Source organism: Streptomyces sp. 351MFTsu5.1, assembly GCF_000383655.1.
Classification (GTDB): Bacteria; Actinomycetota; Actinomycetes; order Streptomycetales; family Streptomycetaceae; genus Streptomyces; species Streptomyces griseorubiginosus.
Genome location: NZ_KB911783.1, coordinates 18,417 through 43,453, shown reverse-complemented (window position 1 = coordinate 43,453; position 25,037 = coordinate 18,417). Strand labels below are relative to the sequence as shown.

Genomic DNA, 25,037 nt, shown 5'->3' with positions numbered 1-25,037 from the left:
ATGGACTCTTCGCAGTTCACCTCCGAGCCGTCGTTCGATGTGATCATCGCCGGGTGCGGGCCGACCGGCGCGCTGCTGGCCGCCGAACTCCGCCTGCACGCGGTGCGGGTGCTCGTCCTGGAGAAGGAGACCGAGCCGGCGCCGTACGTCCGGATCGTCGGTCTGCACACGCGCAGTCTCGAGATCATGGCGATGCGCGGGCTGCTGGACCGCCTGCTCGCGCACGGCAGGCGGAGGCCGGCCCGCGGCTTCTTCGCCGCCATCGACAAGCCGGTGCCCCCGGGCCTGGATTCCGCGCACGCCTATCTGCTGGGCATCCCGCAGCCGGTCCTCGTCCGCCTCCTCGAAGAGCACGCGGCCGGGCTGGGGGCGCAGGTACGGCACGGTTGCGCGGTGGCCGGTCTCGAACAGGACGACGACGGGGTGACCGTCGAACTGGCCGACGGCGAACGGCTGCGTGCGCGCTGTCTCGTCGGCTGTGACGGGGCGCGCAGTACGGTGCGCAAACTGCTCGGGGTCGGCTTCCCCGGCGAGCCCTCGCGGACCGACACGCTGATGGGTGAGATGGCGGTGGGGATGCCCCCGGAGGAGGTCGCCGCCCGGGTGGCCGGGGTCCGCGAGACCCTGCACCGGTTCTGGCTGCGGCCCGTCGGGACTGAGACGTACAGCGTCGTGGTCCCCGCGGCGGGGGTCGGTGATCGCGCGCAGCCGCCCACCATCGAGGAGTTCAGGCAGCGGTTGCGCGTCGTCGCCGGGACCGATTTCGGGGTGCACTCCCCGCGCTGGCTGTCCCGCTTCGGGGACGCCACCCGGCTCGCCGAGCGGTATCGGGCCGGGCGGGTGCTGCTCACCGGGGACGCGGCGCACATCCATCCCCCGACCGGCGGGCAGGGTCTGAACCTGGGCCTCCAGGACGCGTTCAACCTCGGCTGGAAGCTGGCCGCGCACCTGCGGGGCCGGGCACCCGGGACGCTGCTCGACACCTACGAGGCGGAACGCCGTCCGGTCGCCGCGGACGTGCTCGACAACACGCGCGCGCAGATGGAACTGCTCTCCCCCGAACCCGGCCCGCGGGCCGTGCGCAGGCTGCTCGCCGAGCTGATGGACTTCGACGAGGTGAACCGGCATCTCATCGAGAAGATCACCGCGACCGGCGTCCGGTACGACTTCGATGAGGGCCCCGGCCTGCTCGGCCGCCGCCTGCCCGACCTCGACGTGCAGGGGGGCCGCCTCTACGACCTGATGCGCCGGGGCCGCGGCCTCCTGCTGGACCGTACCGGGCAGCTGACCGTGGGCGACTGGTCCGACCGGGTCGACCACCTCGGGGACCCGACGGTGCCCCTGGACGCTCCGGCTGTCCTGCTCCGCCCCGACGGCCACGTGGCATGGCTCGGGGATGACCAACGGGCCCTCGACACCCGGCTTTCGCGGTGGTTCGGCCGGCCTGTGGGCTGATCGGGGCGGGGGGCCGGTAGGGCCGAGGAGGGCGTGGGAGCGGGGGCGGGGGTGGCCGGGAGCCTCACGGCCCGGGTGCGGGCGGCGGTCGTACGGCCCCGCCGTTGCCCCCGGCTGTCGCGCGACCCTGGTGCGGACGCTGGGGCGGGCGGACACGCCGGGGCGGGCGGCAGCCGTACTTCCCGCGTGGCCCCGTGGGCCGGTGGAGTCGTGTGGCTCGTGCGGTCACTCGCCGGGGGCTGCTCCGAGGACGCCCGCTGCGATGGCCGCCGTCAGGGTCGCGTGGTCCTTGGTCGTCTGGGTGGCGTAGGCGAGGGCGAAGGCGGCTACCGCCTGGTCGAAGGTGTCGGCGCCGCCCAGGTACGCGGCGATGGCGACGCGGTCGCCGGAGCGGGCGTGGGCACGGGCCAGGGTGGTGCCGCAGAGGCCTGCGTACGCCGTGAGGTCGGACGGGGACATGCCCAGGACCTCTGCCGAGCCCTTCATGTCGCGCAGTTGACGCCAGTAGAAGGCCCGGCCCTGGGGCCCGCTCATCCAGCCCAGGAAGATGTCGCTCGCGGCCTGGAGCAGACGCTGGCCCACGACCACCCGGCGCCCCGGATGGACGTACGGCCCGTGCGGCAGGTGTTCCTCCAGCACGGACGGGCGGGCCTCCTTGATCTGGAGGAACAGCGGGTCGTCACCGTCCCGGCCGGTCAGCAGGACGATGAAGCAGCGGGTGCCGACGCTGCCGACGCCGACGACCTTGCGGGCCGCGTCCACGAAGCGGTAGCGGTCCAGGAGCAGCCGGCGTTCCTCGGAGAGCGTGGAGCGGTAGTCGCTGAAGATCTTGCGCAGGCTGGCCATGTCGGGGGCACCGGCGGGTTCCAGGAGCGGCGGGTCGGTGATGATGCGGCGGCGGCCGTCGACGATCTCGGTGAGCTTCCCGAGGGCCTGGAGGCTGGTGCGGCGGCGGGCCCGGGTGAGGCTGGACTGGACGCGCCTGCGGTGGTGGGCGGAGCGGACGAGGGGCAGCAGGCTGTCGGCGTCGACGCTCTCGTACCAGACCTCCAGCTCCCCCATGCGGGCCAGGCGGCGCATGGCCGTGCGGTACGCGGTGGTCGCCGCGCGGGCCGCCCGGTGGGCCTTGTCGTCGCTGTGCCCGTTCTCGCGGGCGGCCACGGCGACGCTCGCGGCGAGCCGCTTGACGTCCCATTCGAAGGGGCCCGGGAACGTCTCGTCGAAGTCGTTGAGGTCGAAGAGGAGGGAGCGTTCCGGGGAGGCGTAGAGGCCGAAGTTGAGCAGGTGGGCGTCGCCGCAGAGCTGCACGGTGAGGCCGGTGTGCGGCTGGGAGGCCAGGTCGGCGGCCATCACGGCGGCGGAGCCCCGCAGGAAGGCGAACGGGGAGGCCGACATCCTGCCGTACCGGATCGGGAGCAGTTCCGGGAGACGGTCGCGGCCCTGCCGCTCCAGTACGGCGACGGGGTCCTGGCGGTCCAGGGACGGGAGCCAGGTGGCGTGGGCGGAACGGGGGACGCGTTTGCGGGCGGCCCGGCCGCGGGTCTGTGGAGTGGTCCCGGGGGTGTTCATCGGCCCTGCCTCTGGGTCACGCCCGCCTCCTGGTCGCCGGTGTGGCTGCCACCTCCTGATCGCAGTGAAGGACGGGGGTGGGGCGGGCGCATGTGGAGTACGGCGATCGGGTGACGTGTGCAGCGGGGGCGCGTTGTCAGTGGCGTCGGTCAGGATGGGCCGTATGGGCTTGGGTGATGCGGTGCGGTATGTCGGGGTGGGCGAGCGGCGCGCGCGGCTCGGGTTGCGGCAGCAGGTGGCCGTGGAGGCGCGGGTGGGGACGCCGGAGGAGGTGGGTGAGGCGCTGGTCGCGTTGCACGGGTCCGATCCCGCGACCGTCTATCTCGCGGTGGGGGCTCGGCTCGTGGACTCCTCGGGGACCGTCCCGGAGACCGAGCGGGCCTTGTACGAGGACCGGACGCTGGTGCGGATGCACGGGATGCGGCACACCGTGTTCGCGTTCCCGACCGACCTGACCGCCGTCGTGCACGCCTCTACGGGCCTCACGGTCGCCGCGCGTGAACGGGCCGCGCTCATCAAGGACATGGCGAAGGCGGGGGCACCGGACGCGGCCTGGCTGAAGGAGGTCGAGGAGTCGATGCTGGCCGCGCTGGCCCGGCGCGGGCAGGCGACGGCGACGGAACTCGCCCAGGACGAGCCGCGGTTGCGGGTGCAGTTCGTGTACGCGGCCGGCAAGAGCTACGAGGGCGTCCACACGGTGTCGTCGCGGCTGCTGCGGGTGCTCGGCGTGGAGGGCAAGGTGGTGCGCGGGCGGCCGCTGGGCTCCTGGATGTCCTCGCAGTTCCGCTGGGCGGTGGCGCCGCCCCACCCCGAACTCGACGTGGCCGGGGCCCAGGCCGAGTTGCTGCGGCGCTGGCTCACCGTGTGCGGTCCCGCGACCGAGGCGGACCTGAAGTGGTGGACGGGCTGGAAGGTCTCCGACGTCCGCCGTGCGCTCACGGCGATCGGCGCGGTCACGGTGACGGTGGACGAGGGGCCGGCGTATGTCGTCGAGGGCGACGACGGTCCGGTGGAGGAGCCTTCGGAGCCCTGGGCCGCGCTGCTTCCGGGGCTCGATCCGACGGCGATGGGCTGGCAGCAGCGGGACTGGTATCTGGCCCCCGCCCTGCGGCCCGCCCTGTTCGACCGGAGCGGCAACGTGGGGCCGACGGTGTGGTGGAACGGGCGGGTGGTGGGTGGTTGGGGGCAGCGCGCCGACGGGGAGATCGTCTGGCGGCTGCTGGACACGGAGGGCGTGGGCCGCGAGGCGGAGGCGGCGATCGCGCGGGAGGCCGCCCGGCTGCGCGGGTGGGTGGGGGCGACCTGGGTGAGGCCCCGCTTCCGCACCCCGCTGGAGAAGGAACTGGCCGAGGCTACGGGGAGCGGGGCGGACGGGGTGACGGGGTGACTGGCTGATCCAGTCCGGACGGGCTGATGGCTGACGGGTGGTGGGTGGCGGGCTGGTCCAGGGCGGACGAGGTGACGGGGCCGGCTGGCCGGTCCAGGACGGACGGCGTGACGGGGCCAACTGGCTGATCCAGGGCGCCGATTGTCCGGGACAACCGAGCAGACCTGGACTGCCGGCCGACCAGAACGACCGAGGCGCCGGGTGCCCCGCAGGGGACGGCACCCGGCGCCGAAGGTCACCGGGAGTAGCGCATCAGGGCCCGGACCATGTGGCACGTGGTGTCGGACGGCGGGTGGACGCCGATCGACTCCGCGGTGTCACGGATCGTCTCGTTCCGGGCCTGGTTCGGCATGTAGACGCCGGAGTCGAGCAGGGCGATCGCGAGCCGCATCGCCTTGAGGCGGCGGTTGTGGGTGACGTACCACTCGCGGGGGCGGCCCGGCGGCAACGGGCGCTTCTCCACGGGGGCGTAGGGAAGGTCGAGCAGCACGGGGTGCTTCGCGGTGGACTGGGTGGGCAACGGCTTCGGCTTCAGTGCGGCAGCGGGCACAGGCATCCTCCTGTCGCGGTAAGGGCGGGAGCCGGGGTCCCGGCGGCGCCCTCGAACACTGGTTTTATTCTACCGCCCGGCACTGACAAAAGCCCCTGGCCACAAGGGCTTTCGGGGGTGCTGTGACGCAGGTGGAGAACGGGTTTCCGGGTACCGTGAGCGGCATGGAGATCTGGATCAACCCGGCCTGTTCGAAGTGCCGCAGCGCGGTCGGCCTGCTCGACGCGGAGGGTGCCGAGTACACCGTCCGCCGCTATCTGGAGGACGTCCCGAGCGAGGACGAGATCCGCGAGGTGCTCGGCCGGCTCGGGCTCGAACCGTGGGACATCACCCGCACCCAGGAGGCCGCCGCCAAGGAGCTCGGGCTCAAGGAGTGGGTGCGGGACGACAGTTCGCGGGACCGGTGGATCGCCGCGCTCGCCGAGCACCCCAAGCTCATCCAGCGGCCCATCATCACTGCGGACGACGGCTCGGCCGTGGTCGCCCGCAGTGAGGACGCCGTACGGGACGCCCTGGCCAGGAAATAGCGGAGTGTGACGCAGGTTACGTCGGTCGAATCCCGTGACCACTGAGTAACCCCGTTCGGTATCTCGTACATAGCGGCGTACGCTCCCCCAGCTCTTAGGAGGCGCGCATGTCGCGCAGGAGAACGCTCGGCACGAAGAAGAAAGTCGCGCTGCTGGTGAGCGCGGCGGTGGCGGCGGGTGGCGGGGCCTTTGTGATGGCCTCCACCTCGAACGCCGCGAGTCCGCAGACGGCCGCGGAGTCGACCGTCTGCAAGGGCCTCGCCACCGCGCTCGGCAACAACCAGCGGTTCATCGAAGGGCAACGCGCCAACCCCGACGCCCAGTCGGCGGCCCGGATCGCCAACCGGGAAGCCGTGATCGCGCAGATCAAGGTGCAGCAGGAAGCGTCCGGCTGTGTGGCCGGGGAGTCGGCTCAGGACTCCCAGGCCGCCGCGGGACAGCCTTCCCAGGCCGCATCCGCATCGGCGCCCGCCGCGCCCCAGGCCCCGCCCGCCGCTCCGCCCGCCGGGGGGAACGCGGCCTCCGGGCAGCAGGTGTGCAAGGGCTCGACCGTCACCCTGTCCGGTGAGGGCGGCGCGCCCGCCGCGTCCAGCAACCAGTTCCCGGCCGGCACGAAGCTGAAGGTCACCAACCTGGACAACAACAAGTCCACGACGGTGCAGGTCACTTCGGTCTCCGGGAGCTGCGCCCTGCTCAACAACGCGGCCTTCGAACAGGTACGGGAGCCCGGCAAGTTCCTCATCCGCCGGGCCGTGATCGAGAAGGTGGGGTGAGGCTGTTCGCCTAGGAACTCGGTGAGGCGGCGCGCCGGTTCGGGAGGCGCGGACTGCGGCAGCGCGTGGTGGGAGACGCCGGGGACCAAGTCGGCTTCCACCCGCGGCAGCAGTCAGGCCGACCGAACTGCCACGCCATCGGCGTCATGGGTCCTGCTGCTCGCGGCCACGAGCGGCAGGACCGACGTTTTCCCGACCGCGGGGCGTGCAGGGGATACGCCGCCTTGAACCCGGTGCAGCATGGAGCCGGGTCCAGGAGGAACAGGCGGCGCATCCGGCACCGGAGGGTCAGTCGCCCTCCGGGGAGGGTCAGTCGGCGGTCGGAGGGGTGTACTTGTAGCCGACCCGCCGTACCGTCTGGATCGCTCCGCGGAACTCCGCGCCCAGCTTGCGGCGCAGTCGGGCGATGTGGACGTCGACGGTACGGCCGTCGCCGACGTGGCCGTAACCCCAGACCGTGGTGACCAGCTGGTCGCGGGTGTGCACCCGGTTCGGGTGCTGGACGAAGTGGGCGAGGAGCTCGAACTCCAGGTACGTCAGGTCGAGTTCCGCACCGTTGACCGCGGCGGTGCGCTGCACGGTGTCGATGCGCACAAGCGGTGCGGCCGTCTCGTCGGCGACGGGCTCGGGCCGGTCCGGGACCGCGACCGGCAGGAAGGGCGGCTGCTGGTCGGCCGGGACGAGCACCAGGTAGCCGATCATCGGCGGCCGGCCCGGCAGCGTGGGCAGGGTGTGCTGGGGGGCCGGCAGCCAGGTGGCGCCCGGCGGCAGGAAGTCCGCGACATCGATGACCTCGTCCCGGTCGACGGCTCGCAGCCGGTGGCGGGCGGTGCCGTTCTGGGCGGAGGTCAGGGTGGCGGTGGAGAGAGAACGAGTGGTCGCCATGAGAGGTCAGCTCTTTCGCGCGAGGAGGTCAACAGGAGACGTATGTCGACTGCGCGCTGGCCGAAGGCCGGGGTGTACGGCGTTAGAGGGCCGGCGCGTTCACCGCGCGGCAACACACCCGGTCGAAGTCATGGTGCTGACGGGAGGGCCAGAAGGGCTCGAGGTCATGGCGACCCGTCGCGGTGTACTTCTGGAAGCTGGCCATGAGCTCATTGAAGCAGACACCGGCCCGTAACAGGAGCCTCCTCTCACTGCTTGAACGCTTCCTTGGCGTGAAACTGATGTGGCTCCCCTCACCCCACCAGGCGTTTGCGCCAGTCGAGGGGGCTGATTTCGATCGCCCTGTCCGGATCGCCGTCCCAGACTGCGGACAGACCGGCCGCCTCCAGCGCCGCCACGACCTCGTGACCGACCGCCCTGGTGGTCTCGGCCGAGCCGTCGAAACCGCCGAAGAGCAGCGTCAGCCCCCGGCCCTCGGCGGCGCTCTCGGTGCACTGGGTGTGGAAGTAGACGAACCCGCGGTCACCCTCGGCGCGCTCGGCGCCGATCTCCGCGGTGCCGCAGGTGCGGCAGCAGGTGAAGTTCTCGCGAGCGGTGACACCGCGGGTGGTGAGGGCGTCGAAGGCGCGGGTGAGCCGATCGGGGTCGGTCGTGGTCGGCCAGGTCTCCATCTCGCCGAGCCGCTCCAGCCAGAGCCGGTCCACCAGCTCTCCGGCCTGTGCCCGGGACACGGGCCGCTCGTCGCCGTCGACCAGCCACTCCTCGGCGTCCTCGGTGAGCCGGGCCCGGTTGTCGTAACCGCAGCGCAGCAGCAGCCGTACGCGCTCCTCGACCTGCTCGCGGACGTCTCGCGGCAGGTGGGGGACCTCCTCGGCCGGGCCGAGATCCACCGGTTCCCAGACGAGGCCGGCGTCCCAGCCGTCCTCCTGCCGGGCCCAGGCCGTGAGCAGGGCGGCCACCCGGTCCGGGTCGGTGAGACGCGTGCCGAACAGGCCCTCCCCGCCCGCGCGGTGTTCGAGCTGGTAGTCCCCGCCCTTCTCGTGCCACACCTGCGCGAACACGTTCGGCACGTCCGGGATGCGCTGCGCGGCCAGCCAGCGGTCCCCGCTCATGCCCAGCCTGCGCACCAGCCGGCGCAGCCGCCGCTCGCCCACTCCGGTGAGCCGGTCCCCGTACTCCGTCTCGACCTTGACGGCCAAGCCCCCCTCGATCTCCATGCCCCCACCATGGCACGCCCCACTGACAACGCGCCGAGGGGCGCCCACCGGTCGGTGGACGCCCCTCGGGAAAGCGCGGTGCGGATCAGACCTGGCCGGCCTTCTCCAGCGCGGAGCAGCACGTGTCGACGAGCAGGCGGGTGACGACGTACGGGTCGACGTTGGCGTTCGGGCGGCGGTCCTCGATGTAGCCCTTGCCGTCCTTCTCGACCTGCCACGGGATACGGACCGAGGCGCCGCGGTTGGAGACGCCGTAGGAGTACTCGTTCCACGGGGCGGTCTCGTGCAGGCCGGTCAGGCGGTCGTCGATGCCGGCGCCGTAGTTCTTGACGTGGTCGAGGGGCTTGGAGCCCTCGCCCAGCGACTCGGCGGCGGTGATGATCGCGTCGTAGCCGTCGCGCATCGCCTTGGTGGAGAAGTTGGTGTGCGCGCCGGCGCCGTTCCAGTCGCCCTTGACCGGCTTCGGGTCCAGGGTCGCGGAGATGCCGAAGTCCTCGGCCGTGCGGTAGAGCAGCCAGCGGGCCACCCACAGGTGGTCGGAGACCTCCAGCGGGGAGACCGGGCCGACCTGGAACTCCCACTGGCCGGGCATGACCTCGGCGTTGATGCCGGAGATCGCGAGGCCCGCCTTGAGGCAGTTGTCGAGGTGCGCCTCGACGACGTCACGGCCGAAGATCTCGTCCGCGCCGACACCGCAGTAGTAGCCGCCCTGCGGGGCCGGGAAGCCGCCCTTGGGGAAGCCGAGGGGGTAGCCGTCCTTGAAGAACGTGTACTCCTGCTCGATGCCGAAGATCGGCTCCTGCGCGGCGAACTTCTCGGCGACCTCGACCAGCGCGGCACGGGTGTTGGACTCGTGCGGCGTCATGTCGATGTTGAGGACCTCGCACATGACGAGGATGTCGTCGCCGCCGCGGATCGGGTCGGGGCAGGAGAAGACCGGCTTGAGCACACGGTCCGAGGAGTGCCCCTCGGCCTGGTTCGTGGAGGACCCGTCGAAGCCCCAGATCGGCAGCTCGGCGCCCTTGGCGTCGTCACCGAGGATCTTCGTCTTGGAGCGGAGCTTGGCCGTCGGCTCGGTGCCGTCGATCCAGATGTACTCAGCCTTGAAGCTCACGGGCCACATCCTTCGGGGGTGTGTCTGGGCGCACTTGCGGGTGCTGCGACGCTGCGGCACTGAAACGCCGCCTCTCGATGTGCGCGAGCCTGTCAACAGGCGATTTCCCGGCCATTGCTCGAATGTGAACCCCGTGTTACCTGGTGGTGCTGTGGCGCGTCTCACGGTGTAAAGAAGTGCGACCCGTCTGCGGGGTGTACCTGGCACCACCCCCGGGCAGGGCGGCCAGACCCAGTGACCCCCGTCCCCGCCTCGACCAGACTGACGTCATGACCATGCAGACGGTGAACGGCAGCTGGGGCACGAGGGCGCGGGCCATGGGGCTCGCGGCCGTACGGGGGCTCGCGCTGACGCTGGTGACACTGCCGGGGGCGCTGCTCCTGTCCGTACTGACCCTGATCTCCATCTCGCTCGTGCCGGTCGGGATCGGGGCGTACACGACCCCCTGGGCGGTGAAGGGCGTGCGGGCCTTCGCCGACTGGCGGCGGGGGCTCGCCGCCGAGTGGGGCGGGGTGCGGATCCCGTCGGCGTACCGGCCGGTACCGGAGGGCGCCAACACCTGGGCGCGGACCTACGCCCTGCTGCGGGACCCGGCGACCTGGCGGGATCTGCGCTGGCTCCAGGTCGACATGACGGCCGGGTACGTGACGGCGCTGCTGCCCGCGGTGCTGGTCCTCTATCCGCTGGAAGGACTCGCGGTGGCGGCCGGGCTGTGGCAGCCGCTGTCGGAGGTGGACGGTTACTGGTACGGCTTCGTCCATGTCACCGACCAGGCGTCCGGGCTCGCCGCGGGCGCCCTGGCCCTCCCCCTGCTCGCCCTCGCCTACCTCTACGCCCCCCGCCTGCTCCAGGCGCACTTCACCCTCACCCGGACCTTCCTCGCCCCGAGCCGGACCGAACTGGCCGAGCGGGTGAGGGTGTTGACCGACACCCGGCGGGACGCGGTGGACACCTCGGCGGCCGAACTGCGGCGCATCGAACGGGACCTGCACGACGGGGCGCAGGCCCGGCTGGTCGCCATGGGCATGGACCTCGGCACCATCGAGGCCCTCCTCGACAAGGACCCGGCCCAGGCGAAGAAGCTGCTCGCCCAGGCCCGCCAGTCCTCGGTGGACGCGCTCGCCGAGCTGCGCGACCTGGTGCGCGGGATCCACCCGCCGGTGCTGGCCGAGCGCGGACTGGGCGACGCCGTACGGGCGTTGGCGCTGCGGCTGCCGGTGCCGACGGAGGTGGCCGTCGACCTCGGGGGCCGGGCGGACGCGCCGGTGGAGTCGGCCGCCTACTTCGCGGTCAGCGAGGTCCTCACCAACGCGGTCAAGCACGCGGGCGCCGACCGGATCTGGATCGACCTGCACCACGTGGAAGAAGGGGAGGAGATGCTGCGGATCGTCGTCACCGACAACGGCCGCGGCGGTGCGGTGATCGCGGCCGGTTCGGGACTCTCCGGGATCGAGCGGCGGCTCGGTACATTCGACGGCGTCCTGGCCGTCAGCTCGCCCGCGGGCGGTCCCACCATGGTCACCATGGAGATTCCTTGCGCGTTGTCCTAGCCGAAGACCTCTTCCTGCTGCGGGACGGGCTGGTGCGGCTCCTCGAGGCACACGACTTCGAGATCGCCGCGGCCGTCGAGTCCGGGCCCGAACTGGCCCGGGCCCTGGCCGAACTGGAGCCGGACGTCGCGGTGGTCGACGTACGTCTGCCGCCGACGCACACCGACGAGGGGCTCCAGTGCGCGCTCGACGCCCGGCGGGCCAGACCCGGGCTGCCGGTGCTGGTGCTCTCTCAGCACGTGGAGCAGTTGTACGCGCGCGAGCTGCTGGCCGACGGCAGCGGCGGGGTGGGGTATCTGCTCAAGGACCGGGTGTTCGACGCCGAGCAGTTCGTGGACGCCGTACGGCGGGTGGCGGCGGGCGGTACCGCGATGGACCCGCAGGTGATCCAGCAGCTGCTGAGCCGGCGGTCGGCGGACGACGAGCCACTGGCCCGGCTCACGCCCCGGGAGCGGGAGGTGCTGGACCTGATGGCGCAGGGGCGGACCAACGCGGCGATCGCCGGCAGGCTCGTGGTGACGGAACGGGCGATCGCCAAGCACACCGCCAACATCTTCACCAAACTGGGTCTTGAGGTGTCGGACGACGACAATCGCCGCGTTCTCGCGGTGCTCGCGTACCTCGACCGGGGCCGGTGAACAGCTCCTTATTTTCTGTAACTCCTGCTGCTCACCGGGCTGTTGATGTACCAAGACCAGGTAAACCTCTGATTTGTTTGTGAGGCGGCTGAACACCCCTGGGACGGCGTGCGTATGGGATGACGCCGCTTCACTCCTGTCGGGCGCCTCGATAGCCCCGAAAAAGGAAGTCAGAGGAGTTCCATGGGACGCAATACACGTAAACGCCGCTCGTCGATGGCCACGAAGGCCATAGCCGCGTCGGCGGCCCTAGCGCTCGGCGGGGGCGGGCTGATCTGGGCGAACTTCTACGCATCCGCGCACGAGTCGAACAACAACGGCTGGCAGCAGAACCAGACCAAGGCCGCCGCCGCGCAGGTGGCGACCATCTCGTGCCCGGACGTCGGTCAGAAGCTGACGAACGTGCCGCAGCAGGCACGCAACGGCGTCGCCGCGGAGCTGGCGAACCTCGACAAGCAGATCACCGAGGCCTACGCCAGGCTCGCTTCGTCGCGCCAGGCCCAGGCCCAGGACGCGAGCTTCGTCCAGAACGCCATCGTCGGCCCCCTGAAGGAGAAGCGGGCGGCCACGATCGACCGGATCCGCATCGACATCCAGCGGGTCGGGGGACAGTTCGACAACTCGCTCAGCCAGCTGGCGGCCTGCACCACGCAGAACGCGGCCCCGCAGACCAACGCCGGCAACGCCGGTGGCGGCCAGCAGCAGAACGGCGGTCAGCAGAACAACGGCGGCCAGCAGCAGAACGGCGGTCAGCAGCAGAACGGCGGCCAGCAGAACAACGGTGGCCAGCAGAACGGCGGTCAGCAGCAGGGCGGCCAGCAGCAGGGCAACGGCGGACAGGGCGGCAACGGCCCGGTGGCGTCGGACTTCGTGGACATCACCAAGGTCCAGGCGAACGCCCAGCTCGGTGTCGGCCAGAACGGTCTGCCGGCCAACGGCAACTCGGGCTCACGGGGCAGCTTCGTCACCAAGTGCGGCACCAACGGGAACAAGAACCACAACACGGACAACGTGATCGTGGCCCCCGGTGTCGCCAACGGCGCCCACCACCTGCACGACTACGTCGGCAACCAGTCCAACGACGCCTTCGCGAGCGACCAGGAGCTGGCGGCCGCCCAGAGCAGCTGCCAGAACCAGGGCGACAAGTCCTCGTACTTCTGGCCGGTGCTGCGTCTCCAGAACGGCACGCAGGACTTCGACCAGAACAAGGACGGCGGCGGCAAGGAAGGCAACGTCGGCAAGATCCTTCAGGCCTCCCAGGCGCAGATCAAGTTCGTCGGCAACAAGAAGGGCAACGTCGTCGCGATGCCGACCGCCCTGCGCATCATCACCGGTGACGCGAAGGCCTTCGTCAACGGCAATGCCAACGCCAACGTGAACTGGTCCTGCACCGGCTTCGAGAACAAGGTCCAGCTGCACGACAAGTACCCGATCTGCCCGCAGGGCAGCCAGGTGGTGCGCACGACCGACTTCCAGAGCTGCTGGGACGGCAAGAACATCGACAGCGCCAACCACCGCACCCACGTGGCGTTCGTCCAGGCCGACGGCTCCTGCGCCAACGGTTTCAAGGCGATCCCGCAGCTCCAGGTCCGGCTCGTCTACAACGTCCCGGCCCCGAAGCTCCAGAACGGCCAGGTGATCAACCCCTACGCGGTGGACACCTTCCCGGAGAACCTGCACAAGCCGATCACCGACCACAACGACTTCATCAACTTCTTCTCCACGAACCTGATGAACAAGATGGTCAACTGCATCAACACCGGCCGGAAGTGCCAGTGACAGCGTGACTGAATGAGAAAGCCGGCGGTGAGAATCCCTCACCGCCGGCTTTCTGCTGTGCGTGGGCTCAATGGGCCGAGTGCGAAGCCCCGCCGCCCATCTTCGAGTGGTCCACACCCTCCTCGATGTCCCCGCCGAGCGTCTTGCGCAGCACCGTCACCGTCTTGGTGGTGTCACCGACGGCGACCCACTTGCGGCCGACCAGGAAGTGACCGCCGTAGTCCTTGGCGCCGTTGATCCACTCGCGCTGGCCGCGGTCGGTGGCGAAGGTGGCGAGGATGAACTTGCCGTCGGCGTCCTTGGACTTCTTGCAGACGGCCTGGCGGAGTTCGTCGGCGTCGATCTGGATGTTGGGCGTGCACTTCACCTCGGCGGCGAGGTGCTCCAGGCTGCCGGTCGCCGCCGACGGCACCGCGGCTGCGGCCTTCGTGTCACCGCCGGATCCGCAGCCCGCCAGCGCCAGCGCCGCGGCCGCGCCGGTCAGCGCGAGCATCGGTCGGGTCAACCTCATGTGTTCCTCCGGTCACGGGTCACGTCGGACGGGCCCCGGCGGGGGTCCGTCCTCCCCCATACGGCTGCGGGGCGCGGGACGCTCAAATCACGGTGTCACGGTTGATACGGATGTGCGAAAGTGTGCCGGTGAACGAGGACTGGGAAAAGCGGGTCGACGCCGCCTGGGCGAGCTTCGACGAGTATCCGGAGGAGCGGGCGGCCGAGTTCCGGGCCGTGATCGACGCCCTCGTGGCCGAACTGCCCGACGGCAGTCCGCTCGGCGCGTTCGAGCGGGCCTGTGCGTGGGACTCGACGGGGCACTCCGACAAGGCCGCCCCGCTGTACCGGGAGGCCCTCGCGGGCGGGCTGTCCGGATACAAGGGGCGGCGCGCCAGGATCCAACTGTCGAGCTCCCTGCGGAACATCGGGCAGGCGGAGGAGGGCGTCAAGCTGCTCACCCCCGAACTGGACGGCCCGTCGGACGAGTTGGACGACGCGGTACGCGCCACGCTCGCGCTGTGCCTGTCCAGCCTCGGCCGGGACCGCGAGGGCCTGTCCCTGGTCCTGGGCGCGCTCGCCCCGCATCTGCCGCGCTACCAGCGGTCGATGGCCAACTACGCCCGCGCGCTGGTCGAACCGGAGGGCTGATTCGCCCGGGTGGCGGTGACCAACCCACGATTCGCTCGTTCTGCTGAACGTGCAGTCACAGGATGTCGCCCCGCGCCCCGCACCCGCAGCAGGCTCCGCCTCCGACCCCGTCGTCGACGTGGAACAGGCCGAGGCCGCGCTCGTCGAGCACTATCCCCGGCTGGTCCGGATCGCCTATCTGGTGCTGCCGCCCGGCCTGGGCCGCAGCAGGCGGGTCCTGACCGCGCACGCCCTGGCCCAGCGCGCCCTGCCGCGGGGCAAGGCCTCGGCCTCCGTCATCCCGGCCCAGCCGGCCGGCCGCGAGGGCGACCCGGGCTACGCCTACGTCCGTCTCCAGGTGGTACGGGCGGCACTGGAGGCGGACCGTCCGCTCAAGCGCCTGGCGTGGCCCAAGCGCGCCCAGCTTCCGCCGCTGCTCCCCCAGGTGTGGGGCCTCAAGCTCTTCCCGCGCTCCGGCGGCGCCGACGAACTCGCCCTGGACCAGCGCCTGTCGGCGCTGACCGGACCGGCGCGCGCCGCCTGTGTCCTGCGCGGCCTGGAGCAGCTCCCCGACGGCGACGTGCGCAAGGTGCTCACGGCCGCGGGCGTGGCCGACGTGGACGCGGCCCTGGAGGAGGCCGACTCCGAGCGACCGCAGTACGCCCTCCTCGACTCCCCCGAGTTCGACGCCTGTTCGCTCCAGGTCCGCCCTACCGACCTGATGCGGCGCCGGCAGCACACCAAGGCCGCGCTGGCCGCCGCCGCGGCGGTCGCCGTGTGCGGGGCGCTGCTCGGCATGCCCGGTGACGGCTGGGGCCCCGACGGCGCCGCCGCACCCGCCTACGCGCAGAACCCCGCCGCACAGGCCGCCCTGGACCCGGCCCTGCTGGTCAAGGTGCCGGCCGCCGCGTGGGAGTCCTCGGCCCGCACCGACTTCTCGGTGTGGCCCGCGCGCGGCGACCTCACCGGCGACAGCGCCCTGCTGCGCCGCGCCCTCGCCGTCTGGGCCCGCCCCGGCGAGACCGTCCAGGTCTCCGCGACCCCCGGCACCCCGTCCGGCGGCCCCTCCGGACCGCCGCAGCTCCTGTACGCCGGGACTGTGGACAACGCGCGCGTGGTCATCCTCTACGACGGTCTGCGCATCGTCCGCTACGCCGAACCGCGCGACAGCACCAAGGGTGCCGCCCTCGACTTCGCCCGGGTCGACGGCGCGGACCGGGCCCAGGCGAGCGCGGTGGTCCTGGGCCGGGCCGACGGCAACATCCGTTATCTGACGGCCCCTTGGGTGACGAACGCGGCCGAGCGGGACCTGCTCAAGCCCGGCTCCGGCGCGATGGCCCTGCCCCTCGCCGACGGCACCACCGCCCCGATGGCGGGCCCCGTCCAGAGCGGTCCCTGCACCTCCTGGAACGTGCTCCAGCTGACGGACGCCTCCGGCACCCGGCTGCTGACCGACCTCGGTGAACTGGTCCCGGCCCGCCTCACCACCGGCCGCCCGGGGTCCGTGAAGGACGCATCCGGGGCGCAGGGGCTGCGCGCGTGGGCGCCGTACGCCTGCTCGCTCGGTGCGATGCGGTCCTCCGGCGTGCGGAGCGTGAACACCTGGGCCTACGCCACGCAGCCGCTGCCCGACGCGAGCGGCAGGGCGGACTGGGTGTGCACCCGGGCGGAGACCTGGCAGGGCGGCGGGGAGCGGGTGCTGGCCCAGTTCCGCACGCCGGGCGGGACGTACGGGGCGGTGGCGGCGAAGGCCGAGAACGTCCCGGCGTGCGGGGCGAAGGATCCGCAGGTGCTGGCCGGGGTGCTGTGGAAGTCGGGCGGCGGGTCCTGGTACCTGCTGGCGGCGGGCAGCCGGGGCACGGCGTCGATCAGCGCGACGGGCGGGGTGAAGGGGTCCGCCCAGGGCAACCTGCTGGCCGTGAAGGCGGAGCAGGGCGCGCAGGCCGGGCTGAAGGGGACGCTCGTGGACGGGCGTGAGGTCAGCGGGCTCCGCTAGCGAATCGCCGATATGCGTGAACTCCGCCACGGCGAGCGGGCGTTGAGAAGTGGGGCGAAACAGCCCGCCATGGGTACGACGTGCGCGAATCGTGTCGGCCATGTGAACACCACTGGCCGGACCGGTCCGTTCCGGGCCGGATCCGATCGGTAAGGTGTTCGTATGACTACCGGGGTGCGTCGAAGAATGGGAGTCGAGGAACGGCGTGAGCAGTTGATCGGCGTCGCCCTCGAACTGTTCGCCCGTCGCTCGCCCGACGAGGTCTCGATCGACGAGATCGCGTCGGCGGCCGGCATCTCCCGGCCGCTGGTCTACCACTACTTCCCCGGCAAACTCAGCCTGTACGAAGCCGCGTTGAAGCGGGCGGCGGAGGACCTGGCGAGCCGCTTCGAGGAGCCGCACGAGGGCTCGCTGGGCGGCCGGCTGCTGCGGGTGATGCGTCGCTTCTTCGACTTCGTGGACGAACACGGGCCCGGATTCTCGGCGTTGATGCGCGGCGGTCCCGCCGTGGGCTCCTCGGCGACCAACGCGCTCATCGACTCCGTACGGCAGGTCGCCTACCAGCAGATCCTGTCCCATCTGCGGGTGACGGACCCGCCCGCCCGCCTCGAACTGCTCATCCGCTCCTGGATCTCGCTCGCCGAGTCGACGGCCCTGATCTGGCTGGACGGCCGGCGCATCCCCCGCGCCGAGCTGGAGTCGCAGCTCGTCCACGACTTCGCCGCGCTGGCCGCGGTGGGCGCGGCCTACGACGAGGAGATGACGGCGCTGCTGCGGCACATGCTCAGGGACGAGCCGCACGACGGGCCGTTCACCGACCTCGCCGCACGGCTGATCTCGCTGGCTTCCTAGAGCACGGCCTTGGTGTAGGAGGCATCCAGATCGCGCACCTCGGCGGAGAGGTGCACGGTGAGACCGTCCACGGGTCCGACGTGCTTGCGCAGCAGTTCCACGACGGCTTCGGCGAGCTTGGCCTTGGTCTCCTCGGACCGTCCGGCGAGGAGGGCCAGCGTGACGTTCACGATCGCGTGGTTGTCCTTCTCGCCGCCGACCGCCTCGTCCTCGGTGCGCAGCACCCGGGTCTTGCACGCCTCGAGCTTCGCGGCCGCCGTCTCGACGACGAGCGGATGCAGCGCCACGGCGAACTCCTCCCAGTCGACATGGTCGAGGTACGGGGAGCGTTCGACGGTGATCTGCGGCATGGGCACTCCTGTTCCAGGGCGACGGAAAAGTCACCCTAGCCGCAGCGCCAGCATCGCGATGTCGTCCTCCCGGTCGTGGCCGAAGGTGTCCAGCAGGGTGTCGCACAGGGCGTTCAGGCCGGGCAGCGCGCCGGAGGCGGCCGCGCGCAGCTGTTCCATGGAGGTCGTGAGGTCGGTGCCGCGGGTCTCGATGAGGCCGTCGGTGACCATGAGGAGCCGGTCGGAGGGTTCGAGGAAGAGTTCGGTGGCCGGCGGGTGGACCAGGCCGACGCCGAGCAGCGGGCCGGCCGCCTTGACGTAGTCGGCGGTGCCGGTGTCGCGGACGATCAGGGGCGGGATGTGCCCGGCGTTGGCGATCCGGGTGCGCCCGGTGCCCGGGTCGACGAGGGCCAGGCAGACGGTCGCCGTGGTGTCGGGGTGGTAGCGCTGGAGCGTGCGGTCCAGGCGCTCGGCGAGCACGGCCGGGTCGCTCTCGTCGACGGCGTAGGCCCGCAGCGCGTGCCGCAGCTCGACCATGACGGTCGCCGCGTCCAGGGAGTGCCCGACGACGTCGCCGACCGCGGTGAGGATGCCCTCGTCCACGCGGAGCGCCGCGTAGAAGTCGCCGCCGATCTCGGTCTGCCGGGAGGCGGGGACGTAGCGGACCACGATGTCGAGGCCCGGCAGGTCGGGCAGCCGGTGCGGCTGGGGCAGGAAGCTGTGCTGGAGGGTGAGGGCGACATGCCGCTCGACCTTGTACATGAGCAGCGGCTCGGCGGCGAGCGCGGTGGCCTGGGCGAGCTGGGCCAGCAGGGTCTCGCCCTCCAGGCCCACCCTGCGCATGCCGCGCGCGGGCGCGGCCAGGCACACCGGCGCATGGCCGTCCTGGGTGACGACGAGCGCGAGCCGGGCGTCGTGCTCGACGCCGGGCCGGAAGTACCCGGCGGGCCACAGCGGCGCGGGCACGGTGGTCAGCTGCACTCCGGCCTGGCCGCGGGTGAGCCGGCGCAGCAGCCCGGCGACGGTCCGGTCGGCGTCTTCGTCCGGCAGGGAGACGGGGATGCGGTCGCGGGACAGGCCGCGGTAGAGCTGGTCGTCCTGGTCGAGGACGAAGACGGCGGCGGGGGTGCCGGTGAGCCGCGAGACGCCCTCGGCGGCCGCGTCGGAGAGCTCCTGGAGGGTGCGGGCGGACTGGATGGTGACGATGGTCTCGGACAGCAGGGTGAGCCGCCGCACCAGCGCCTGGTCGCCGGCCCGCAGCTGCGCGTTGCGTACGGCGGCCCGGACCACGGCCTCGATCTCCAGGGGTTCGGCGGGCACCTTCAGATAGGCCTCGACGCCCGTGTCCATGCCCGCGCAGTGCACGGCGGGCGGCACGGCGGAGGCCGAGAAGTGCACGACGGGCATGCCGGCCGTGTGCGGGCGCTCCTTGAACAGCCGGCACAGGTCGAAGCCGCTCATGTCGGGCAGCCCCACGTCCACGAGGGCCACGTCCGGGAGGGTGCCCTTGCGCAGCCGGGTGTCGAGTTCGGCGAGGGCCTCCCCGCCGGAGGCGACCGGGACCACCCGGTGCCCCGCGCGGCTCAGTACGGAGCCCATGGCGTACCGGCTGGCCTCCACGTCGTCCACGACCAGCACGGTGACGCCCGTCAGCTTGCCCTTGACGTCCATCTGTCACCCCCTCGGGCAACACCGGTGGAGCGGACCGGGGTTCTGGGTCCGCTCCACCAAGGTAATGCCTTCAGCTAGGGATGACGGAGGAAAACGGCCACGGTCCGCTCCGGAACGGCGAAGGTACCGGTTTCCTTCTCGTACGAGGCCTTCTTGACGGTAGGGTCCGCCCCTGCCCGCTGCACCGGGTGCAACCCGTAGGTGCTTCCGGCGAGGGACTGGACGCGCTGCTCCTGCTCCTTCGGGGTCGCGTTGAAGACGATCACGAGGTCGCCGAGTTCCATGGTGATGACGCCGGGCGTCTCCTCCTTCCCGGAGAGCGGGAAGGACAGCTGCGACTGCACCCGGTCCGCGGTGGCGAGCGAGAACGCCTTCTCCGTCGTACGGATCCGCAGCAGGTCCCGGTAGGCGGCCGAGGCGCCCTCGATCTGCGCGCAGCCGACCTTCACCGAGCCCAACAGGGGCTTGGCGTACGGCCACTTGGACGCGTTGTCGGCCGCCATGGGCAGTCCGCGGCCGAAGCCGTTGCCGTCCTCGCAGTTCCAGTGGACGGCGTTGAACCAGTCGCCGCTGTCGTAGGAGTTGCGGTCCAGGGACTTGGAGCGCAGCAGGTCGGTGCCCGCCTGGGAGAGCGCCGGGCCCTGGGAGAGGGCGGCCGTGGCCATCGCGAGGACCTGTGCGCGGGCCCGGTCGGAGGCGCTGGTGTCCGCGGGCAGCTTGTAGGTCAGCGCGTCGAACAGCGACTCGTTGTCGTGCGCGTCGGTGTAGGCGAGGGCGTCGCCGGGCGCGTCCGCGTATCCGGCGGGCTGTCCGTTGTAGTCGACCTGGGCGCCGGTGACCTCCTTGCCGTCGGTGTCGGTGAAGCGGTACCGGGCGAGGTTGCCGGAGAGGCCGACCTTGATGAGGTCCTGGTAGTGCAGAAGGCGGGCCTTCTGCTCGTCCGGAGTGCCGTTGTTCTTCGAGGAGTTGGGGTCGGTGTAGAGCCCGGACGCGAAGCCCTGGACGCCGGGGTCCTCGTCGAAGGGGCCGCCGCCGCGCACGGCGTCACGGGCGCGGTCGGAGAAGGTCGCGATGCCGGTGCCGGCCATGTTCTTCTGGGTGGCCTGCACGAAGCGGGCGTCGTCGGCGACCTCGCCGAAGTTCCAGCCCTCGCCGTAGAGGATGATCTTCTTTCCGTCGACGCCGTCCTTCTGGAGGGTCAGGGCGTCGAGGGCCTTGCGGACGGCCAGGATGTTGGCCTTGGGATGGTGGCCCATGAGGTCGAAGCGGAAGCCGTCGACCTTGTACTCCTTGGCCCAGGTGACGACGGAGTCGACGACCAGCTTGCCCATCATCGCGTTCTCGGTGGCGGTGTTGGCACAGCAGGTGCTGTTGGCGACCGACCCGTCGGCGAGGAGCCGCTGGTAGTAGCCGGGCACGATCCGGTCGAGCACGCTCGTGGCGGCCTGGCCGCTCGCCGCGGTGTGGTTGTAGACGACGTCCATGACGACCCTGAGGCCGTCCTCGTTCAGGGACTTGACCATCCTGCGGAACTCGACCGTGCGGCCGGTGCCGTTCGGGTCGGTGGCGTAGGAGCCCTCGGGGACCGTGTAGTGGTACGGGTCGTAGCCCCAGTTGTAGGCGTCCTTCGCGGCGGACCCGGCGACGCAGGCCTGCTGCTGGTCGGAGTCGGCCGGGTAGGAGGCGAGGTCGCAGCCGGGGGTGGCCTGGTCCTGGCGGCGTTCGGGGACGGTGGCGATGTCGAAGGCGGGCAGGAGGTGGACGTAGCTCGTCCCCGACCCGGCGAGCTCCTTCAGGTGCTTGGAGCCGTCGCTGTTGCGGTCGGTGAAGGCGAGATAGGTGCCCCGGTCCTTCGCGGGCACGGTGTCGTCCGCCACCGAGAAGTCCCGGATGTGCAGCTCCTGGATCTCGGCGTCCCTGAGGGGTACGGCCTTCGGCTTGGTGTACGTCGACCAGCCGCCCGGTGCCAGGGACCTGTCGGCGAGGTCGACGACGAGGCTGCGTGCCGAGTCGGTGGTGAGGGCCACCGAGTAGGGGTCGGTGACCTTGTTGGTGACCAGCTTTCCGACGCTCGGTGCCCAGACCTTCACGACGTACCGGTAGGGCTTGCCCTTCCAGGACGCCGGGCCGGTGACGGACCAGACGCCGGTGCCGGCGTCGCGCCTCATCCTGACGGTGGACCCGGCGAGCTCCAGCGACACGTTCTGCGCGGTCGGTGCCCAGACCGCGAGGGTCGGGCGTCCCCTGCTGAACGTCGGTCCGAGTGCGGCCTTCGTCGCCGCCGGGTACAGGTCGTCGAGGACGCCCGCGATCTGGACGCCGGTCGCGCTCAGCACGGCTCCGTTCGCGGCGCGTTGGGAGGCGACGAGCTGCCCGGTGAGGGCCTGCTTCACCCGGTCGCGGTCCCGCGGGTCGACGGACCAGGCCGTGTAGTCCTTCAGGTGGGGGAACTTCGCCTTCTGGGCGTCGGTGAGCCCGGTCCTCGTCAGCCGCAGCCAGCGCTCGTCGTCACTGGTCAGCGTCCCGTTCTTGACAGCGATCGAGCCGTCGTGCGAGTACACCAACTGGGTCGAGGCGGCACTGTCGTTGCCGTTCCAGGCGACCGTGTCGCGGTCGATCCAGACCGCCTTGGAGGTGGTCAGGTCGAGCGCGGCGGCGGACCCGGCGGGCTGCGGCAGGAGGTACTCCTCCTGGCCGTTCAGCAGCCACACCTCGTGGCCGTTCACGGTGAGGTCCAGGGACTGGTCGGTGGGCAGGTCCTTCTCGTCGCCCTTGTGGATGATGTAACTCAGGCTTGTGGCACCGGCGTTGAGCGGGACCTCGTACACGGCCCCGTAGGAGTCGGTCCGCACCGGCTCCAGCGGCTTGGACCACTCGGTGGGGTTCGCGGCGCCCGTCCAGACGTGCAGGCCCCAGCCGTCGTAGTTCCCGTCGGCGCGGTGGTAGTGGACGACCGCCTTGGTGGTGTCCTGCGCCGGGTAGTCGGGCCGCTCGGTCTGTACGGCGTCCTTGCCCTGCTCGATCCACACCTCGCCGGTCCTGGTGACGTCGATCGTGCGGTCGCCGGCGACGTCCTTGTTGCCGTCCTTGTCGATGACGAGGAAGCCGACGTTGGAGGCGCCCGGCTTCAACTTGACGTAGGCGAAGGCGCCGTACGCGTCCCGGCCGGTGAAGGGGTGGCTCGCGGGCCAGGTGGTGGACTCGCCGTCGGCGAGGTCGCCCCAGGCGTACAGGCCCCAGTCGGCGTAGTCGCCGTCGGTGCGCTTGTAGTGGACGATCGCGTAGTCGCGGGAGGAGGCCGTGGGGGGCTCCACGGCGGGCGGGGTGCCGGTGACGGACTCGGCCGTGGCCGACGCGGTGCGGCCGGTCGAGTCGACGACGACCGCCTTGTAGCGCAGGGGGGTTCCGGCGGGGACCGAGGCGCCGATGGCCTGTGTGACCTTGTAGGGGGCATGGTCGGCCGACCCGAGCGTCCGCCACTTCCCCGTGCCGGTCCGGGCGGCGAAGACGACCCGGTTGAGCTGTCCGCCGTCCACGTCGGCGGTGAGCTCCACGGTGCCGGTGGCACCCGCGGGCGGGGCCTTGAGCGCGATGGCGGGCTTGGTGGCGGGCTTGGCGAGGCTGCCTGCCGCCTTGAGGACGATCGCGGAGCCCGCCGGGACGGTGACGGTGATCTTCTTGTCGGCGTCGGACGTCACTGTCGCGTCCGTGCCGTGGATTCCCCGATAGGCCATGTGTGCCGAACCGGTCGCGAAGGAGGCCGACTTGGCCTCGGTCGCGTTGTTGAAGGCGACGACGTACTCCTGGCCGGTCCTCGCGTCGGTGCGGGAGAAGGCGTAGATCCCGGACCCGTCCGCCGCGTACCGCTGCTCCTGGACGCCGTCCGTCAGTGCCGGGTTGGCCTTGCGGAGGCCCGCGAGTGCGGCGATCTGGCGGTACAGCGGGGCGTTCGTGTCGTAGGCGTCGCTCGCGTGGGTGCGGGCGGTGCCGATCTCGTCGTCGTCGAGGTAGTCGGGGACCTTCGAGGCGAACATCGTCTGGCGGGCGTCCTTGTCGCCGCCGGTGCCGGTGAAGCCCTGTTCGTCGCCGTAGTAGACGACGGGGTTGCCGCGGCTGAGGAACATCAGCTCGTTGGCGAGCCTGTCCTTGGCGAGGAGTTCGGCGTCCGTGGCCTTCGGGTTGTCCTGGTTCAGGAAGTACCCGATGCGGCCCATGTCGTGGTTGCCGAGGAAGGTGACCTGTTCGTAGGCGTTGGCCTTGTCGGTCGTGTACTTGTAGTCGTCGCCGAAGACTCCGGCGAGTTTCTGCGCGCTGCCGCCCTGGGAGGCGTACTGCCGTGCCGCCTCCTGGAAGGGGAAGTCCAGGGTGGCGTCGAGACGGCCCTGGGTGACGTACGGCGAGGTGATCGACGTGTCGGCGGAGTAGACCTCGCCGAACATGAAGAAGTTCTTCCGGCCCTGCCTGGCCGCGTAGGCGTCGAGGGCGGTGGCCCACTGGGTCCAGAACTCCATGTCGACGTGCTTCACGGTGTCGATCCGGAAGCCGTCGATGTCGAAGTCCCTGACCCAGCGCTGGTAGATCTTCTCCATCCCGGAGACGACCTCGGGGCGCTCGGTCCACAGGTCGTCGAGGCCGGAGAAGTCGCCGTAGGTGGTGGATTCGCCGGCGTAGGTGGAGTCGCCGCGGTTGTGGTACATCGTCGGGTCGTTGAGCCAGGCGGGGACCTTGGCGTCGGTGCTGGTGCCGGCGACCGTCGGGGTGCGCGGGAAGGAGTCGGCGTCCACGGCGGGGAACTTCTTGCCGGCGGTCGCGTAGTCCGCGTCGTCGAAGGGCCGCCCGTCCTTCGTCAGGTACGGGAAGGCGCCCTTGGAGAGGTAGTCGTAGGACTTCTCCTTGTAGTCGACGACGTCGGCCGTGTGGTTGGTGATGACGTCGAAGAAGACCTTCATGCCCTTGGCGTGCGCCTTGGAGACGAGCGTCTCCAGGTCCTTGTTGGTGCCGAAGTGCGGGTCGACCTGGGTGAAGTCGGTGATCCAGTAGCCGTGGTAGCCGGCGGAGGCGTTGGCGCCGGTGCCCTGGACGGGCCGGTTCTTGAAGATCGGGGCCATCCAGATGGCGGTGGTGCCGAGGCCCTTGATGTAGTCGAGGCGCTTGGTGAGGCCCTTGAGGTCGCCGCCCTGGTAGAAGCCCTTGTCGGTGGGGTCGTAGCCCGTGGAGAGACGGGAACCGGTCAGACCGCCCTTGTCGTTGGCGCTGTCACCGTTGGCGAAACGGTCCGGCAGGACGAAGTAGAACTGCTCACGGGTGTCGTCGTGCCGGGCCGGCTGGACGGCCAGCTGCGCGTCGGAGGGCGGGGGCGGCGGGGTGTCCGCCTGGGCGGACAGCGGCTGGACGAGCGCTGCGGCCAGCGCGGTCACGGTGACCGCGGCGACCCGTCCGGCATGCGCGGTGCGGCGCCTCGACGGCACCGGCCATCTCGGTATCACTGACGTGGACTCCTTGCGATGTACGGCTCTTCGGGTCCGACCCCGCGCGACCGTATCGCCGCCGCAAGGCTTACAGCAAGAGTCGTGAAACGACCGGAAAGAACTTTCACGAAGCCGCCCGCCGCTCATAACCGGTGGCC

20 protein-coding genes are annotated in these 25,037 nt (G+C 71.2%); 10 read left to right on the top strand and 10 right to left on the bottom strand.

The window, feature by feature from the left end:
- Complete coding sequence (locus tag H295_RS0121070; RefSeq protein WP_020137331.1) at window positions 1-1,455, top strand: FAD-dependent monooxygenase; 1,455 nt, start codon at window positions 1-3, stop codon at window positions 1,453-1,455.
- 225 nt (window positions 1,456-1,680) lie between these two features.
- On the opposite strand, the gene H295_RS0121065 is transcribed toward H295_RS0121070, so the two are convergent.
- Window positions 1,681-3,024 carry a DUF2252 domain-containing protein gene (locus H295_RS0121065; RefSeq protein WP_020137330.1) on the bottom strand — a complete coding sequence of 448 codons (1,344 nt, stop codon included), beginning with the start codon at window positions 3,022-3,024 and terminating at the stop codon, window positions 1,681-1,683.
- Between the two features lie 163 nt (window positions 3,025-3,187).
- On the opposite strand from H295_RS0121065, the gene H295_RS0121060 reads away from it, so the two are divergent.
- Entirely contained in the window at window positions 3,188-4,411 is a 1,224-nt protein-coding gene (locus H295_RS0121060; protein WP_020137329.1) for a winged helix DNA-binding domain-containing protein, read from the top strand.
- A 235-nt stretch (window positions 4,412-4,646) separates the two neighbouring features.
- On the opposite strand, the gene H295_RS0121055 is transcribed toward H295_RS0121060, so the two are convergent.
- On the bottom strand, window positions 4,647-4,961 hold the full coding sequence (locus H295_RS0121055) for a hypothetical protein (protein WP_020137328.1): 315 nt from the start codon (window positions 4,959-4,961) through the stop codon (window positions 4,647-4,649).
- Between the two features lie 164 nt (window positions 4,962-5,125).
- Between H295_RS0121055 and H295_RS0121050 the strand changes: the two genes are divergently transcribed.
- Together H295_RS0121050 and H295_RS0121045 are read left to right on the top strand one after the other, a co-directional pair.
- On the top strand, window positions 5,126-5,488 hold the full coding sequence (locus H295_RS0121050) for an arsenate reductase family protein (RefSeq protein WP_020137327.1): 363 nt from the start codon (window positions 5,126-5,128) through the stop codon (window positions 5,486-5,488).
- Between the two features lie 107 nt (window positions 5,489-5,595).
- Window positions 5,596-6,261 carry a hypothetical protein gene (locus tag H295_RS0121045; RefSeq protein WP_020137326.1) on the top strand — a complete coding sequence of 222 codons (666 nt, stop codon included), beginning with the start codon at window positions 5,596-5,598 and terminating at the stop codon, window positions 6,259-6,261.
- 309 nt (window positions 6,262-6,570) lie between these two features.
- Here H295_RS0121045 and H295_RS0121040 read toward each other — a convergent pair whose 3' ends face one another.
- From H295_RS0121040 to glnII, 4 genes are all read right to left on the bottom strand, one after another.
- Window positions 6,571-7,146, bottom strand: a complete 576-nt coding sequence (locus H295_RS0121040) for a winged helix-turn-helix domain-containing protein (protein WP_020137325.1) — start codon at window positions 7,144-7,146, stop codon at window positions 6,571-6,573.
- Window positions 7,147-7,228: 82 nt separating this feature from the next.
- Window positions 7,229-7,351: a hypothetical protein gene (locus tag H295_RS48400; protein ID WP_020137324.1), complete on the bottom strand. Its 123-nt coding sequence runs from the start codon at window positions 7,349-7,351 to the stop codon at window positions 7,229-7,231.
- A gap of 88 nt (window positions 7,352-7,439) precedes the next feature.
- A complete protein-coding gene (locus tag H295_RS0121030) occupies window positions 7,440-8,363 on the bottom strand; it encodes a DUF6891 domain-containing protein (protein WP_020137323.1) in 924 nt (307 codons plus the stop codon).
- 85 nt (window positions 8,364-8,448) lie between these two features.
- The gene (gene glnII / locus H295_RS0121025) at window positions 8,449-9,477 is read right to left on the bottom strand and encodes a glutamine synthetase (protein WP_020137322.1); all 1,029 of its coding nucleotides are present in this window, start codon (window positions 9,475-9,477) and stop codon (window positions 8,449-8,451) included.
- Window positions 9,478-9,746: 269 nt separating this feature from the next.
- On the opposite strand from glnII, the gene H295_RS0121020 reads away from it, so the two are divergent.
- The 3 genes from H295_RS0121020 to H295_RS0121010 all read left to right on the top strand — a co-directional run bounded on the left by H295_RS0121020 (window position 9,747) and on the right by H295_RS0121010 (window position 13,444).
- Complete coding sequence (locus tag H295_RS0121020; RefSeq protein WP_020137321.1) at window positions 9,747-11,027, top strand: sensor histidine kinase; 1,281 nt, start codon at window positions 9,747-9,749, stop codon at window positions 11,025-11,027.
- On the top strand, window positions 11,012-11,665 hold the full coding sequence (locus H295_RS0121015; protein ID WP_020137320.1) for a LuxR C-terminal-related transcriptional regulator: 654 nt from the start codon (window positions 11,012-11,014) through the stop codon (window positions 11,663-11,665). Before H295_RS0121020 ends, H295_RS0121015 begins: the two co-directional genes overlap by 16 nt.
- Window positions 11,666-11,848: 183 nt before the next feature.
- Window positions 11,849-13,444: a DUF1996 domain-containing protein gene (locus H295_RS0121010; protein ID WP_028809584.1), complete on the top strand. Its 1,596-nt coding sequence runs from the start codon at window positions 11,849-11,851 to the stop codon at window positions 13,442-13,444.
- A 67-nt stretch (window positions 13,445-13,511) separates the two neighbouring features.
- Here the strand turns inward: H295_RS0121010 and H295_RS0121005 are convergent, their stop codons facing one another.
- Window positions 13,512-13,955 carry a hypothetical protein gene (locus H295_RS0121005; RefSeq protein ID WP_028809583.1) on the bottom strand — a complete coding sequence of 148 codons (444 nt, stop codon included), beginning with the start codon at window positions 13,953-13,955 and terminating at the stop codon, window positions 13,512-13,514.
- 110 nt (window positions 13,956-14,065) lie between these two features.
- On the opposite strand from H295_RS0121005, the gene H295_RS0121000 reads away from it, so the two are divergent.
- The 3 genes from H295_RS0121000 (at window position 14,066) to H295_RS0120990 (ending at window position 17,411) form a co-directional block, all read left to right on the top strand.
- Window positions 14,066-14,584, top strand: coding sequence for a tetratricopeptide repeat protein (locus tag H295_RS0121000; RefSeq protein WP_028809582.1), 519 nt, complete (start codon window positions 14,066-14,068; stop codon window positions 14,582-14,584).
- A gap of 49 nt (window positions 14,585-14,633) precedes the next feature.
- Window positions 14,634-16,559: a hypothetical protein gene (locus H295_RS0120995; RefSeq protein WP_020137316.1), complete on the top strand. Its 1,926-nt coding sequence runs from the start codon at window positions 14,634-14,636 to the stop codon at window positions 16,557-16,559.
- A 162-nt stretch (window positions 16,560-16,721) separates the two neighbouring features.
- The gene (locus H295_RS0120990) at window positions 16,722-17,411 is read left to right on the top strand and encodes a TetR/AcrR family transcriptional regulator (RefSeq protein WP_106960910.1); all 690 of its coding nucleotides are present in this window, start codon (window positions 16,722-16,724) and stop codon (window positions 17,409-17,411) included.
- Here the strand turns inward: H295_RS0120990 and H295_RS0120985 are convergent.
- From H295_RS0120985 to pulA, 3 genes are all read right to left on the bottom strand, one after another.
- Window positions 17,408-17,761, bottom strand: coding sequence for a 5-carboxymethyl-2-hydroxymuconate Delta-isomerase (locus tag H295_RS0120985; RefSeq protein ID WP_020137314.1), 354 nt, complete (start codon window positions 17,759-17,761; stop codon window positions 17,408-17,410). The genes H295_RS0120990 and H295_RS0120985 overlap by 4 nt on opposite strands.
- A gap of 30 nt (window positions 17,762-17,791) precedes the next feature.
- Complete coding sequence (locus tag H295_RS0120980; RefSeq protein WP_020137313.1) at window positions 17,792-19,411, bottom strand: SpoIIE family protein phosphatase; 1,620 nt, start codon at window positions 19,409-19,411, stop codon at window positions 17,792-17,794.
- A gap of 74 nt (window positions 19,412-19,485) precedes the next feature.
- The gene (gene pulA / locus H295_RS0120975) at window positions 19,486-24,897 is read right to left on the bottom strand and encodes a pullulanase-type alpha-1,6-glucosidase (RefSeq protein ID WP_028809581.1); all 5,412 of its coding nucleotides are present in this window, start codon (window positions 24,895-24,897) and stop codon (window positions 19,486-19,488) included.
- Between the last annotated feature and the right edge of the window lie 140 nt (window positions 24,898-25,037).

Bases quoted from the DNA above. Each gene is read 5' to 3' on its own strand.
- H295_RS0121045 (WP_020137326.1), top strand. From the start codon at position 5,596: ATGTCGCGCAGGAGAACGCTCGGCACGAAGAAGAAAGTCGCGCTGCTG.
- H295_RS0121050 (WP_020137327.1), top strand. From the start codon at position 5,126: ATGGAGATCTGGATCAACCCGGCCTGTTCGAAGTGCCGCAGCGCGGTC.
- H295_RS0121070 (WP_020137331.1), top strand. From the start codon at position 1: ATGGACTCTTCGCAGTTCACCTCCGAGCCGTCGTTCGATGTGATCATC.
- H295_RS0121005 (WP_028809583.1), bottom strand. From the start codon at position 13,955: ATGAGGTTGACCCGACCGATGCTCGCGCTGACCGGCGCGGCCGCGGCG.
- H295_RS0121030 (WP_020137323.1), bottom strand. From the start codon at position 8,363: ATGGAGATCGAGGGGGGCTTGGCCGTCAAGGTCGAGACGGAGTACGGG.
- H295_RS0121065 (WP_020137330.1), bottom strand. From the start codon at position 3,024: ATGAACACCCCCGGGACCACTCCACAGACCCGCGGCCGGGCCGCCCGC.
- H295_RS0120980 (WP_020137313.1), bottom strand. From the start codon at position 19,411: ATGGACGTCAAGGGCAAGCTGACGGGCGTCACCGTGCTGGTCGTGGAC.
- H295_RS0121020 (WP_020137321.1), top strand. From the start codon at position 9,747: ATGACCATGCAGACGGTGAACGGCAGCTGGGGCACGAGGGCGCGGGCC.
- H295_RS0121000 (WP_028809582.1), top strand. From the start codon at position 14,066: ATGTGCGAAAGTGTGCCGGTGAACGAGGACTGGGAAAAGCGGGTCGAC.
- H295_RS0120985 (WP_020137314.1), bottom strand. From the start codon at position 17,761: ATGCCGCAGATCACCGTCGAACGCTCCCCGTACCTCGACCATGTCGAC.
- H295_RS0120990 (WP_106960910.1), top strand. From the start codon at position 16,722: ATGACTACCGGGGTGCGTCGAAGAATGGGAGTCGAGGAACGGCGTGAG.
- H295_RS0121040 (WP_020137325.1), bottom strand. From the start codon at position 7,146: ATGGCGACCACTCGTTCTCTCTCCACCGCCACCCTGACCTCCGCCCAG.
- H295_RS0121010 (WP_028809584.1), top strand. From the start codon at position 11,849: ATGGGACGCAATACACGTAAACGCCGCTCGTCGATGGCCACGAAGGCC.
- H295_RS48400 (WP_020137324.1), bottom strand. From the start codon at position 7,351: ATGGCCAGCTTCCAGAAGTACACCGCGACGGGTCGCCATGACCTCGAG.
- H295_RS0121060 (WP_020137329.1), top strand. From the start codon at position 3,188: ATGGGCTTGGGTGATGCGGTGCGGTATGTCGGGGTGGGCGAGCGGCGC.